Raw genomic sequence first — 13,677 nt, forward strand, 5'->3', positions numbered from 1 at the left:
ACACCGCCGTGGCGCCAAGGCCATCGGGAACCCATTCCAGAATCTCATGCGGACTGTAGATACTCTCGCAGCAAAAGCATCCGCAGACATCGCTCCGGCTCAGGTCATCACGGTTGTTCATGGTTCCATGATATGCAGCCACATGATCGGGAGCTTTGCTTCCGACGCGGCTATATTCAATGATTCGAATCCAGGTCTCCAAACTCATGGCCGCAGGAGCGACAGCGCCAGCGCGGCGAATCGGACGCCACCATACATCCTCCCAGCACAACAACGCCTGCATTGAGTGCCGTCTCGAGCTCCTTAGTGAATCTAGGCCTGCCCCATTGGATGCGAGCGATCTCTCGCGATCCGCAGGACGGGCAACGAAAATGGACCGGGTACTCAAAAAACTCGTTCATGCCTGCCACACGATCCCCCATAACCTTATTCTGGATAATCCTCGCCTATCCAATCAGGATCATCGAGTTTGACGACAAGCCGCAGCTTCGAGTCGTAGGGCTCCACGAGCAGGCCCATGAGACGCGAGCCGTACGTATCGAGAAGCTCGCGGAGCAGGCGGCGGTCCCTCTGGCCCCAGAGCGGATACGGGAGCACGTGGTCGCGTTCGTCGACGAACTCGTACCCAGGGGACGCGCTGCCTTCACCATGGATGACGATGCGCATGAGCCCGCCGGCTTCCTTGTCTTCCTCCGGCTCCCCTTTCGATCCGTCCTCCTCTTCAGCTCGTGCATCCTCGTCTGGCGCATCATCGGGGTCACCCGCAGACCGGCCATCGTCCGCAGGCCAATCCCGATCGTCGACGCCGCCAAACCGCCAGAGCTCGACCTCCCCCACCTGCTGGTACAAGGGGCTTTCCTCCAGCAGGAAGACGATACCCCGCCGCTGATAGTCGTCGTATCCCGAGAACGGCGGGACGTACGTCGCAGCCTTCTTCCGCTCCCGGTATTCGGATCCGAACCAGTCCGTGTACATGCTCGAGAGCAGGGCGGTAGAGACCGGGAGCTCCTCCGTGTCGTAGAGCACGGTATCGCAGCCGCAATAGGGGCATAGCGCCGTGTCCGCGCCGTCCTCCTCGGACATCCAATCGGTGATCTCGCTCGCCGCGAACGTGCTCCCGCAATGGAAGCATCCGCACCGGAGCGAGCTCCCCTCGATCATGGGGCGACCGTACGCCGTCAAGCGGTTGAGTACGTGCCTGGCCTTGTAGTCGAGACACGGGACGCTTACCGCCGCGTTATCCGGCACGATGTTTCGCTTCATCGCTAGCACCACCTTATAGGATTGCCCGTCTCGATCGAGGCGACCAGCCCCGTCGAGCAACGGGAGGTCGGTCTTACCGTACTGCACCGGTACAGAATCAAGATGCAATCAGGTCCTCTTTAATCACATCTGCCAAGCAGAGCTCCCCAGCAGGAATCTTCGACAGCCGCCGATAGTCTCGTGCGGCCGCGACAATCGACCCCACATCCCAATACGCTTCCAGGAATACTGCGCGCTTGATCTTCTTCATGCCAAGCTCTTGCTTGCAATAAACGCTTGGTCGCACACTCGATTTCACCTTGCTCCACTGTTGCCACATGCCTTCTCGAACGATGACGAGCGCTTCCATCTCTGGATGCGTGAACACATTGATCACTGGATAACGATTCACATAGAGCGAGCCCAGCTGGAACGATTCCTTGCGCGAATCCAGTACCCGCATGATGCAGACCGGCCAGGGAAAGTCGTAGCTGAGATAGTTTGCTTGGATCTCGCTCGCCTTCCTCGTTCGAGTCACTTCGATGACATCCTCTTGGGGGAAGATGAGCGCGTCTGCATCGATCAGCTTCTTTATTACAACTTCCTCAGCCGTTCCCTCACATATGATCAAAGCATGATAGCCTTCACGTGCCAGCCGCTGAGCCGCGTTCTCACTCATGGGATACTGCGCTCTCGACATGGTGCTTCAGCGCCTTGACATCCAGATATCTCGGGGCCGTACCCTTGATGTAGTTCGAGGCGAAGACCTCGGACTTTTTGTTTTCGATGCGCCTCACGCGTGTCGAATACTTCACCACCTCGGACCTATCGTCCTCACCGCGCACGAGGAAGAACACGTTATCCTTCCGGTGCACGTGATCGAGCACCTGGGGATAGTGCGTTGTAAACACGAGCGTGCCGCCGTGCGGATTCGTGTTCCGTGATGCAAACAGATCAATCACAACATTGACCAGCTGCCGATTGAGATGGTTCTCGATCTCATCAACCAGCAGATAGCCTCCCGTGTTTAGAACTCCCATCGCACGGGAGATGAGCGACATGCCCCGGAGCGTTCCCGATGAAAGCACCTCGGCAAGGCCTTCCTCGGAGAGCACGATGGGTTCTTCGTCCTTGAACTTCAGCTCGAATGCGCGCCCCGTGTCGAGCACTTCGAGGTGCTCGATGTGCGAATCGAAGACCTTGAGGATGCAATCCAAGCCCGCGCTTGCCTGACGCAGCTTGAATCCGGTTTCTCTAAGAACCACTGCGGTGCTCCGCATGCCTAAGTCCTGATACATCGCGGCGGCGGACACCGATTGATCATCGTTCACCATCACGACCCATGCCTGACGGTCATCCGTCACGACAGTCTCTCCACGCTGGTACAAAACTTTCGCATTCTTGAGCAGCTGATCCCAATCGCCCAGCGAATTCTTGGTAAGCGGCATCGAGGAAACTCGATAAACGCTCTCGTCGGTGATTTTCAAGCCAGATACATCGGTGGCTCTCGTACTGTCAATTGAATGCAGAACCGCTTCGATAAGATAGAGGCGATCTTCATTCCACACCAGGCACCGAACCGTCGCATCGCCGTCGAAAATGCTGTAGAACGACGCTGGGAGGCCCCTTCCGTTTATCGGCGAGCCATTGACGATTCGCGACGCGAGCTCAACGAGGCATAGCGCGGTGCTCTTACCGGATGCGTTGATGCCGGCAAAAGCGATTACGTTGTTGGTATATATCGGACGCTCGATTGCCGTCACCGACTCGTCCGCTGCAGGAACTTTGTCCGCCGCGAATAAATCTAGTTCAAAGATTCCGTTTTTGAACATTCTCAAATGGTCGAAATATATCTTCAGGAGCTTCATACTGATATCTTTCTAATATACAAACAGATAACATGTTTGTAATATAGCACAGTCATGATGGACGGCTCGCGACGAGTCCCATGCGCTGCGTTTCGCTTCATCGCTAGCACCACCTTATGGGATTGCCCGTCTCAATCGAGGCGACCAGAAGCCTCCGTATGCGCTCCGCGGTCCAATACTTCCCCTCGTAGAGGAACGGGGCCTTCTTCGAGGTCACGTAGAACTCGCGCTCGACACCGGGATTCGCCTTCGAGCCTAAGGCGTACGCGGTCTCGGTCACCGCGCCCGTGTCGAAGCAGATAACCTTCGTGCGCCAACAGCCCTTCCCATCCGGCGCCTCAGGCATGATCTGCTTGAAGTGGGTCGTCTCCACCGGATCGCACCCCGTGCGGTAGAAGCAGATCTTGCCGCCGACCATCCACACCTCCTCATAAGGAGCGATAGACAACGGAAACGACCCACATTGCGCCGAGACCCAGACCTCCTCGTCCGTCTCGACGTCGCACAGGACCCACTCGTCGACATCTGCGACCTTCGCGATGAAGCGGTCGAGCTCCACCAAGGTGGCGGCAGCTTTCTCAGCGGGATATATCCCGCCGTTCCCCTGGGGCAGAAGCTTGCTGAGCAGCGGGAACTCGGACTCGCCACCCGCCTCCTTGACAAGCGATCTGAACTGTGCGCAACCGGCGATGTTCGAGACGCTCTCGGAAGAGTACTCCCCGTCCTCGTGCTCGCAACAGAACTCCGCCCGCTCGTAGAACTCCTTTTCAAGCTGGCCGTATCGGGCATCGAACCGTCGGCGGTCAAGCCGCTTTCTCGCCGCGTCGAGCTTGCGCGACGCGAGGTAGCCCTCGTCGTCGACATATAGGTCGTCCAAGGGAACGGGACCGGGCTTGAGCTTGCCCTCCTCAAAGCACCGGCAGCGAACCGTCGCACCAAGTCCCATCGTCTGCCCCCACTCCAACGCCCGTCATTGTTTTAAAACTACCGTTTCGACCGGACAAAATCGGTCGTTGCCAGCACAATCGCTGAATAAAGCTGGGCCGTGATCAGGCACGCAAGCAGCAACCGAGAGAGACCCCGGCACCGGAATCGACCTGAAACCGATGGAAACCTCTCTCCTCGTATATGACCGATTTCCCTGGGTAGAGCCCGAGACCGTCGCAGCAAGGCCCGTGTTACTCGTCATCCACGAGCAGCACGTCGTCGCGATCCGCTGCGATGGCTCGCAGCTCGTCCGTGAAGCCGCTCACGCTGAAGAGCGCGAATGCATCTGTTCGATCCCCTCTCTCCCATGGCACTCGCTCCACCTTGCTCTCAAGGCCGCGAAGCACGTCTGCGCCCACCGGGTCCTTCCAGAACTTGCACTCCCCCCATACGGCGCGCTTCTGAGAGGCGTTCAAGGCGATAGCATCAATCTCATCGCTTCCCGACCACCAGCGGCCGACGCGTTCCGGAACAAACCCCAATGCTCCGGAATCGACCATATCCCACAACCGCTCGCGACAAACACTCTCGTACACGAATGCAACATGGCTATCGATGAAATGTTCCCGGATGCGGTGCTCGACCGCAGCCGTCCGCCCCGTCTCTAGGTAGCTCAGATTGGGCAGCACGAATTTGAACCAGAACTGCAGGAAATTGTCCTTAATCCTGTACAAGGCCTTCTTGCTCTTATCGGGATTGCCCTCCGTGACCGGCACCTCCCGCTCCAAGACATCCAGATCTATGAGCGTTTTGAGATACTTGTTGAGACTCGTCTGCCTCATACCGAACACGCGAGAGATCTCACTCGGACGGTGCGCACCGCCCGCGACCGCCCGGATGAGCGCGAAGTACGTGCCCACGTTGGGAACTTCACGCTGGAGGAGGAAGTTCGGCTCATCATAGAGGAACCCGTTTCGATCGAGCACGTTTGTTGAGATCGCTGCGAAGATGTCATCCTTGTCTTCGAACAGCTCGATGTACTTGGGCACGCCGCCGGTCACGGCATAGCGCTCCACGAGCTCGCGCGTCGTATGCCCCGGAAGGAACTCGCGGTAATGCGAAAACGGGATCTGTCCCATCCGGATTTGCGCCGTCCTGCGTCCGTACAGGGGGCTTTCTTCGGATAGCACCTGGTCTTTCATGAGCGAGATGAGCGAACCGCAGAGGATGAGCATGACGTTAGCGTGCTTGAGCATTATGTCCCAGATGCGCTGGAAGACCGACGGATATGCGGGGTTCGCCTTGCCAAGGTATTGGAACTCATCGATGACGATGACGGCCCGCTCGTCCACAGGCCTGCATGCGCGGGCGATCTCGCGGAAGATGTCCTCCCAGCGCGAGACGCGCGCGCTGCGGAGCAGGTCGCTCTGGAGGAAGTCGGCCGCCACGGACTGGAAGCTTTCAAGATTTTGGAGCTCAGGCTCTTCTGTTGCGAGGAAATACAGCGCGTGCTTGTCCTGAATGAAACGGGAGATGAGCTCGGTCTTGCCAACGCGGCGGCGACCATAGACCACCACGAAGGAAGACTCCTCGCGTGCATACTCGCGCTCAAGAGTCCGCAGCTCTCGCTTTCGATCGACAAAGGCACGCATTGCGACCTCCACTGCAAGCATAGCAATTCATCAGCATTATTCTATATAGGATTATTCTATTTAGAATAATCCTATTGAGCAAGGATTTTCCCCACTTCGCACTCCATGTCACGTCATCACTCTGGCGTAACTTCGCCGCAAACCCCTTGTCTAACCCAGCAGCCCCTCCCTGTCCAGCACGTCATACGCATGGTCCGCCCAGGCGCGATCGACGATGTAGGGTTGCTCGTCCGCAATCGATGACGCCGCAAGCGGCTCGCTGAAGAGCCTCAAAGCATCAACCGGCATGTCTGAGAGATAGGTATCCTCGCCTACCTCGATCGCGAGGTGAAGATCCCCGTCATCGCCGATACCGCGCAGTACCACGCGGCACTCCACATCCACAGGCACGAGCCCGTCCACCTTCGCTTGCCCGGTCACGCCGATCTTCAGGCACTCAAGCGCACGATCATCCAGCCCCGCCTCAAAAAGCAGGAACTTCTCACGCAGCTCATGTCGATCTCTCGCGATACGGTACCGCTCGCAGGGAAAGGCATCGCGCTTGAGGCTGTCGAACATTGCGATGCAACCAGCGCGCATCTCCTCGTGATCGACCTGATAGATCACAGCCCGATGCGATGGCATCAAGCACAGGCATGGATGGACAAGCGACGCAGTGTATCCGCAATCGGGACACGTGAACTCAGAAAGCCTATCTGCGCGCAAGAGCTCGGATGCCTCCCTGCTCTCGTCAACGTTCACAAGCGTTCATGCGGCAAACTCAAACCGTTTCCCGCAGTTCGGACAGGATAGGGCAACGACGTCGCGCTCGGATTGCTTCCACAAGCCTGCCTCTTCATTTTCGTATCCTGGTGCGACCTTCTGCTTCACCACAACGCCGTTAGCCAAAGCCCATCCCTGCAGGGAATCCGGATCCGCACGCCCCTCCTCGATGAACCAAGCACTCACTGTGTCTGCCTCGCCCGCCAGCGCACGCGCCGCCATACCCGTAGGGTCGCTTATAATCTCCCAGCTATTGGGATCGCACGGATATAGATACGACGTGAATTCCTCGTCATCGATGACGCCTTCGTACTTCGGGCACGATTCCGAACACGGCCAGTAGTAGCAACGTCCCTTGGTTAGGCTCAGACCTCTCACCTCGTCACATTGGTCGCCCACGTAGCGCACGATCGACCACTCTTCTTTGACGTTCATGAGCTTCATGATCTTCTCAAGCGTACGGATGTCACGCGCGAGCTGAGGGCCGTCCGGAGCAATTTCTACGGCATACCGCTCGAGGACGCCGTAGTACTCCGCGTAGCTCTTCATGCCATACGGTACTATTCTCGTCGAATCGCCTCCACGCTCCGATTCGCCATTGCTCGCCTGGGTGCCGACGTTCTCCGCCTCCCATGTTCTTATGCGTTCATCCACATCGTCGAGCATGCTCGGAAAGGAGAACACCTCTCCACCCTTCGCACGGCGGTGGGGGAGCAGGCCGTATCGTTCGTGTTCAGCAGGAATATACGGTCCGTTTTCGTAGCTGCCACCCATGGGAAACCCCTATCTCACTAGGTGAACTTGGATCATCCGAGACGATCTCCGCAGCTTGAAGACTACCGGTTTGCGCGGACATATTTCAGCCGTACTCAAAGCTGGGTCGTTCCTTGCACGTGCTCGTGAGCAACATGGTTGACAGCGGAGCCCCTCCGAGTCGTGAATCGGCGCATCGCAGCCGCAACGGCAGCCCGATGCCAATCACTCTCTGGGTGAGCCGTGAACCTTGGTTATGACCGTCCCGGCATCGACGTTCTCCAAGATGAACTCCTCGAACTCCTCGCTCCCCTGCATGAGGGTCTCGACTGATACGCGCCTGCCGCCGGCGTGAACGGTCATCTTGCTCATCGTGCCCACGCTTTTGTTGTGGTTGATGTGGCGCACTACCTTGGTGACGTCGCCAGAGGTAAAGCTCCACGGCCCTCGAATAAGACCGGGGTTCACGGACGCAAGCCCGTGGCGCACGGTAACCTTGAAGCGCCGCGCCCAGACAGCGGCTAGCAGGAACGGAGAGAGCAGGATCGCGAACGAGACGGCGCCCGCAACGGGAAGCTCCCCTGCAAGCGCGAACCCTATCGGAACGAGCGCGAGCAGCGCGGTTGTGCCCAACATGAAACGGGAGAAGCCTCGCGGTGCCGCGACATCGAAATCTTGATCCATGGCAACTCCAATCGCATCACGGCAGGCGGTCACGTAACGCGCCATTATCAGGATACCCCGCCGGGCGTCGAAGACGAGATGCAAGACGGCAAGCGTTCGATATCGCACTTCCCAACCGAGTTTACGAAATGCGACTGGGGCGAGACGGAACCGATCTAGCGTCGCGTGGGAGCGTCCCTCGGCAGGATCCCCCGCATAGAAGCTCGCCTGAACGGGATCGGCGCTCCATGCATTCATCTCCCAATTCGCTAGCAGCGCGATGGCCTGCCCCATCCGAGCCTCGGCAGCAGGGATTCCGTTTACCAAAACAGCCAGATAGCGGAGGACCACATGCAGCACGCTTTCCCTGTTAACGCCGTAGTCCTGCAAATCGGCTGTCCGCATCGCCTATCGCTATACTGGACTGAGCATCAACTCTATCTGAGGAGGCACCATGGACAAGACCGTCATCGCTTCCGAGAACGCGCCCGCAGCGCTCGGACCCTACTCCGCCGGCATCGCGGGCGGCAACCTCGCTTTCCTTTCCGGCCAGCTGGGGCTCGACCCCGCGACCGGCGAGCTCGCCGAGGGCGTCGTCGCCCAGGCCGAGCAGGCGCTCAAAAACATCGAAGCGCTGCTCACCGCCGCCGGTGCAACGTTCGGCAATGTGGTGAAGACCACCGTCTTCCTCGCCGACATCGCCGACTTCAACGCGGTGAACGAGGTCTACGGCGCGCACTTCACCGAGCCGTTCCCCGCGCGCAGCGCCGTGCAGGTGGCTGCGCTGCCCAAGGGCGCCCTCGTCGAGATCGAGTGCATCGTCGCGCTGTAAGCTGTCGTCGCGACGTGAGATAAATTCGGAAAACAACCCCAGCAGCTCAAAGAGCCGCTGGGGTTGCTCGTCAAGCTCCCGCAGCTACTCGGTGAACACATACCGATCGAGCCGCGCGAACGCCTCTTGCACGCGCGCCGTAGGCAGCGCGAGGTTCACACGGATATGGTGCTCGCCCAAGAAGGGGCGGCCGTCCTGCCAGGCCACGCCCACGCGCCAGCCGCGGTGCAGCAGCTCGTCCACCTCACAGCCATGCACCTCGCACCAACCGGTGCAGTCAAGGAACAGCATGTAGGTGCCCTGGGGCTTGACCGTGCGCACGCCCGCCCCGGCATAGCGTTCGGCGATGTGCGCGCACGCCCAGTCGACGTTTTGGCCCAGCACTTCGCGAAGCTCATCGACCCACACGCGACCGGCCTCGCCATACGCGCCGATGAGCGCGTGCATAGAGAGCACGTTCATCTCGTTGTAGTGGGGCTTGCTGCTCTGCGCCGTGACACGATCGCGCAGGTAGTCGTCGTAGATGATGTGGTAGCTGCCCACAAGGCCAGCAAGGTTGAAGGTCTTGCTCGGCGCATACAGCGCCACCGTGCGCCGGCGCGCGTCCGCACTCACCGACTGGGTGGGGACGTGCACGTGCTCGGGCAGGATGATATCCGACCAGATCTCGTCTGAAACCACAACGCAATCGTACTTGGCGTAGAGCTCCATGGCCTGTTCGATCTCGGCGCGCTCCCAGACGCGACCGCACGGGTTATGCGGCGAGCAGAACACCGCCGCATGGATTTTGTTCTCGGCGAGCTTGCGCTCCATGTCCGCGAAGTCCATACGCCAGACGCCCCGCTCGTCGAGCTTGAGCGGTGAGTGAACGATCTTGAAGCCGGCGTTGTTGATCGAACCCGTGAACCCTATGTAGGTGGGACTGTGCACAAGCACGGCGTCACCTGGCGCCATAAAGGCGGAAAGCGTCGAAATAAGGCCGCCCAGCACGCCGTTCTCGTACCCGATGTGTTTGGGCTCGAGGCCTTCGACACCGTTACGGTCATGCTGCCAATCAATGATGCGCTGGAAATACTCGGCTCGAGGCTCGAAGTAACCAAAGTGCGGCTTGCGCACGCGCCCGATGATCGCCTCTTGGATGTCCGGCAGCACGGGGAAGTTCATGTCCGCGACCCACATGGGAATGGCATCGAAGGCCTCGTCCGGGGCACCGGGAACACCGGGGCCGGTACCGAGTGCATCGACCGCTATGGCGTCCTCACCGCGACGGTCCATGATGGTCGTGAAGTCATAACGCATGGCGAGCCTCCTCGTGCGGCGGTGATCCTCAGGCTGCGGGCAACGCCGGCACCCTTGTGCCGGCACCGCTTTTCTTTCAAGTGTACTCCGCGATAGCGCACGATGCGGCTGATAGGGTAACCGGCGTCCGCGAGCGCGATTCGGGTGCCGGCGCAGAGGCATCCAACGTCGATTTTTCCGCTCGATCAAGAATACTGTGGGTTCACTTGCACACACGCGCGGCACCACCGATTCCGACGTAGAAACGCGCAGGAAAGCGTTGGGCGAGCACGCGGTCTGGTCACCCATGCGCAAATTACCCACAGTATTCTTACTCGAACTTCGCGGGGCCATGCCATCACCCCGTCGGAACGGACCAACACCCGACGACGCCCGGGTCCAACCCCGTCGGCGGCGCGGCCGTTGCGGACCGCGCCGCGACGTCGCCTCCTGCCGGCCCTTTGGAGGGGACGTGAAGATACGCCTGATGACAATCGGCTTTTGCGTTCTTCGGCCGCTTTGGCAGACAATTGACACCACGAGGCGCCATATAAGGAGGACGATTGTGGGCACAGACGGCCGATACGATGCGATAGATTCCGCCAGCTGCACGACTCCCCGCATCGAGGATATCCCCCTGATCGTTCGGCGCGAGATCGAGGCGCGGGCCATCGCGCCCTTCTACGACGCGCTCGTCGAGGAGCTCGGGCAGGACCGCGCAGACCGGATCGTGCGCACGGCCGTGTCGCGCCTGGGGGAAGAATCCGGCCGCGCGCTCGCCGCCGAGCGCCCCGGAGATGCCGACCCGCTCGCCTACTACCGCGACGAGGTCATGCCGCGTTTCTCGGCAGGAGGCTCCATGACGTGGGAGGACGTCGAACTCGATGCGGAGGCGGGCACGCTCGCCATGGACGCGACGCGTTGCGCCTTCGCCGAGATGTACCGCCGGCTCGGCCTCGAGCACTTGGGCCGGCTCCTCTCCTGCGAGCGCGACCCGCACATGTTTCACGGCTACGATAAGCGGCTGGAGTTCACCCGCACCGAGACCCTCATGGAGGGCTGCGACCGCTGCGACTTCCGCCTGCGCATGAGGCCATCCGATACCGCGCCGACCGACCCCGAACGATAGGAACCGCCGTGCCCGCACGCACTGAACGCAACCGCATGACCGACGCCGACCCCGCCGCCGCGCGCCGCGTCGAGCTCCTCTCCCCCGCCGGCGGGCCCGAGCCCTTCGCGGCGGCCCTCGCCGCGGGCGCCGACGCCATCTACTGCGGCATGGGATCCTTCAACGCGCGCCGCAAGGCCGCGAACTTCGATGACGAGAGCTTCGCGACGGCGTGCCGCGCGGCGCACCTCGCCGGAACGCGCGTCTACGTGACCGTGAACATCGTGATCAAGGATGCGGAGATGCGAGACGCCCTGGAGCTCGTGCGCCGGTGCGCCATGCTCGGTGCGGACGCCTTCATCATCCAGGATTGGGGGCTTTTCGCCGAGGTTCGCCGCCTCATGCCCTCGATCGAGACGCATATCTCCACCCAGGCGAACATCCATGACGCGCGCGGGACGGCGTTTTGCGCCGCGGCCGGCGCCGACCGCGTGACGCTCTCGCGCGAGCTCTCGATCGCCGAGATTGCCGCGATCCACGACGCGTGCCCCGGCATCGACCTCGAGGTCTTCGCGCACGGCTCCATCTGCTTCAGCTACTCGGGCGTCTGCCTGCTCTCGAGCTTCTGCCAGGCCGGGCGCTCCGCCAACCGCGGCATGTGCGCCCAGCCCTGCCGCCTGCCCTACGAGCTCATCGACGAGGACGGCCGTAACATCTCCGCCCCAGGGCGCGGGCGCCCGCTCTGCCCCCGCGACACCAACACGACGGACCTGCTCCCGCAGCTCATCGCGGCCGGCGCGGCGGCACTCAAGCTCGAGGGGCGCATGAAGGCCGCCGACTACGTCTACGCCGTGACCGATGTCTACCGCCGCGACCTCGATGACCTCGCCCACGACAGCGAGCCCGACGCTGCCGAGCGCACGCGGCGCGCACGGCAGCTCAAGCGCTGCTTCAACCGCGACTTCACCCATGCCTACCAGGACGGGCGCTCGGACGACGACATGATGAGCTACGAGCGGTCGAACAACCGCGGGCAGCTCGTGGGGCGCGTGGCCGAGTTCATCCCCACCGAGCCCGTCACCAAGGGCGAGCGGCTCCGCGCCGCCATCAAGGGCCCCGCGGGCACGGCGGTCCTCGCGCTCGATGAGCCGGTGGGCAAAGGCGACCTCCTCGAGCTCCGCGACGACGAAAGCCCCGACACCTTCCTCACCGCGCTCGCCCGCACGGACGGCGTCGCGGGCGGGACCGTCTCGGTCGAGGTCCCCCGCCCCGTCGCGACCAGTTGCCGCGTGCGCGTGATCCGCAGCCAGGAAGCCATCGATATCGCCGACGCCGCGCTCAAGCGCGCGGTGCCCCGCAAGCGCGCGGTCGATGTGCGCGTGACGGCGCGAATCGGCGAGCCCTTCCGGGTCGAACTCTCCTGCGCGGACGACCACGCCGTGCGTGCCGCTGCCACGGGCTTCACGGTGGAGGCGGCGCGCACGAGGCCGGTAACAGCCGACGACCTCATCGAGCACGTGGGCCGCATGGGCTCGACGCCCTTTGCGCCCGCCGCGTTCGACGTCGAGCTCGACGAGGGCTGTGGCATGGGCTTCTCCGCCGTGCACCGCGTGCGCGCCGAGGCGTGCGCCGCCCTCGAGGAGACGCTGCTCGGGCCCTGGAGGCGCCATGCCGATGAGCTCGCGCGCATCGAGATCGCCCCGCACGCGGCGGAAGGCACCGCTCGCGCACGCGAGCCCGAGCTCTGCGCCGTCGCCGCCACGCCCGAGGCCGCCGAGGCCGCGCGCGAGACCGGAGCGTCGCGCATCTACCTCTCCTCCGATGCGCTCGCCGAGGCCGGGCTCGACGCCGCGGCGGCGCGCGAGCGCGGCTACATCCCCGTCCTCGACGAGGTCTGCCGGGCGCGCGACCGCGAGCGCCTCGATGCCTGGGTGGCTCCGGGTGCGCCCGTCGCCGTGGGCAACATCTCCGAGCTGGCGTACGCCCGAGAGCTCGGTGCCGTGCCCGAGCTGCGCTCCTGCATCCCCGTGCACAACGCTGCCTGCCTCGCGTTCCTGCACGAGCAGGGAGCCGCGGCAGCATGGCTCTCGCCCGAGATCTCGCTCGACGAGCTCGCCGCGCTCGCCACCGGCGCCCCGGTGCCGCTCGGCCTTATGGTCTACGGCCGGCCGCGCGTGATGACGAGCGAGCACTGCATCCTGAAGGTCGCCGACGCCTGCATCGACGACTGCGCGCGCTGCGCGCTGCGGCGCCGCGAGCTCGTCCTGCACAACATCGACGACAAGCTCCTGCCGGTGCGCACCGACATCCACGGGCGCTCGCGGCTCTACGAGGCCTATCCGCTCGACCTCACGCCGCAGCTACCGCAGCTCATCGAGGCCGGCATCTCGCGCTTCCTCGTGGACGGCACGCTGCTCGACGCGCGCGGCCTCGCGAGCCAAGTCGCCCGCGCGCGGCGCGCCCTCGAGGCCGCACGCGAGGGCAGGCGGCCCGCGCCGCGCCAGAAGGGCTGCTCGAGCGGCTGCCTCTTCGTGGGCGTCGACTGAGGACGGCTGATACCGCGCGCGCCCGCCCGCCGGGAACCGAATCCCC

At 62.3% G+C, this 13,677-nt stretch carries 12 protein-coding genes; 3 read left to right on the forward strand and 9 right to left on the reverse strand.

Going from position 1 to position 13,677, the window contains the following annotated elements; translation table 11 throughout:
• Positions 1-426 precede the first annotated feature (426 nt).
• The 8 genes from C1717_RS07200 to C1717_RS10500 form a co-directional block, all read right to left on the reverse strand.
• Positions 427-1,371, reverse strand: coding sequence for a hypothetical protein (locus C1717_RS07200; protein WP_146003672.1), 945 nt, complete (start codon positions 1,369-1,371; stop codon positions 427-429).
• Positions 1,361-1,921 carry a hypothetical protein gene (locus C1717_RS07205; RefSeq protein ID WP_146003673.1) on the reverse strand — a complete coding sequence of 187 codons (561 nt, stop codon included), beginning with the start codon at positions 1,919-1,921 and terminating at the stop codon, positions 1,361-1,363. Before C1717_RS07205 ends, C1717_RS07200 begins: the two co-directional genes overlap by 11 nt.
• Positions 1,914-3,110 carry an AAA family ATPase gene (locus tag C1717_RS07210; protein ID WP_102372553.1) on the reverse strand — a complete coding sequence of 399 codons (1,197 nt, stop codon included), beginning with the start codon at positions 3,108-3,110 and terminating at the stop codon, positions 1,914-1,916. The genes C1717_RS07205 and C1717_RS07210 overlap by 8 nt, the downstream gene beginning before the upstream one ends.
• Positions 3,111-3,213: 103 nt before the next feature.
• Positions 3,214-4,056 (reverse strand): hypothetical protein, encoded by an 843-nt coding sequence (locus C1717_RS10815; RefSeq protein ID WP_245859549.1) that lies wholly within the window; start codon positions 4,054-4,056, stop codon positions 3,214-3,216.
• Between the two features lie 232 nt (positions 4,057-4,288).
• Positions 4,289-5,689, reverse strand: a complete 1,401-nt coding sequence (locus C1717_RS07225; protein WP_102372554.1) for an ATP-binding protein — start codon at positions 5,687-5,689, stop codon at positions 4,289-4,291.
• A gap of 150 nt (positions 5,690-5,839) precedes the next feature.
• Complete coding sequence (locus C1717_RS07230) at positions 5,840-6,430, reverse strand: CpXC domain-containing protein (protein WP_102372555.1); 591 nt, start codon at positions 6,428-6,430, stop codon at positions 5,840-5,842.
• 6 nt (positions 6,431-6,436) lie between these two features.
• Complete coding sequence (locus C1717_RS07235) at positions 6,437-7,225, reverse strand: hypothetical protein (RefSeq protein ID WP_102372556.1); 789 nt, start codon at positions 7,223-7,225, stop codon at positions 6,437-6,439.
• A 204-nt stretch (positions 7,226-7,429) separates the two neighbouring features.
• The gene (locus C1717_RS10500) at positions 7,430-7,888 is read right to left on the reverse strand and encodes a DUF2244 domain-containing protein (RefSeq protein WP_146003674.1); all 459 of its coding nucleotides are present in this window, start codon (positions 7,886-7,888) and stop codon (positions 7,430-7,432) included.
• Between the two features lie 433 nt (positions 7,889-8,321).
• Between C1717_RS10500 and C1717_RS07245 the strand changes: the two genes are divergently transcribed.
• Positions 8,322-8,699 (forward strand): RidA family protein, encoded by a 378-nt coding sequence (locus tag C1717_RS07245; RefSeq protein ID WP_102372558.1) that lies wholly within the window; start codon positions 8,322-8,324, stop codon positions 8,697-8,699.
• A gap of 84 nt (positions 8,700-8,783) precedes the next feature.
• Here the strand turns inward: C1717_RS07245 and C1717_RS07250 are convergent, their stop codons facing one another.
• Positions 8,784-9,998: a MalY/PatB family protein gene (locus C1717_RS07250; protein ID WP_102372559.1), complete on the reverse strand. Its 1,215-nt coding sequence runs from the start codon at positions 9,996-9,998 to the stop codon at positions 8,784-8,786.
• Between the two features lie 544 nt (positions 9,999-10,542).
• Between C1717_RS07250 and C1717_RS07255 the strand changes: the two genes are divergently transcribed.
• Together C1717_RS07255 and C1717_RS07265 are read left to right on the forward strand one after the other, a co-directional pair.
• Complete coding sequence (locus C1717_RS07255) at positions 10,543-11,106, forward strand: L-2-amino-thiazoline-4-carboxylic acid hydrolase (protein WP_245859551.1); 564 nt, start codon at positions 10,543-10,545, stop codon at positions 11,104-11,106.
• A gap of 8 nt (positions 11,107-11,114) precedes the next feature.
• Positions 11,115-13,631, forward strand: a complete 2,517-nt coding sequence (locus tag C1717_RS07265) for a U32 family peptidase (RefSeq protein ID WP_425430941.1) — start codon at positions 11,115-11,117, stop codon at positions 13,629-13,631.
• Positions 13,632-13,677 lie beyond the last annotated feature (46 nt).

The sequence above is a fragment of the Enorma phocaeensis genome (genome assembly GCF_900186505.1).
In the GTDB taxonomy this organism is placed as follows: Bacteria; Actinomycetota; Coriobacteriia; order Coriobacteriales; family Coriobacteriaceae; genus Enorma; species Enorma phocaeensis.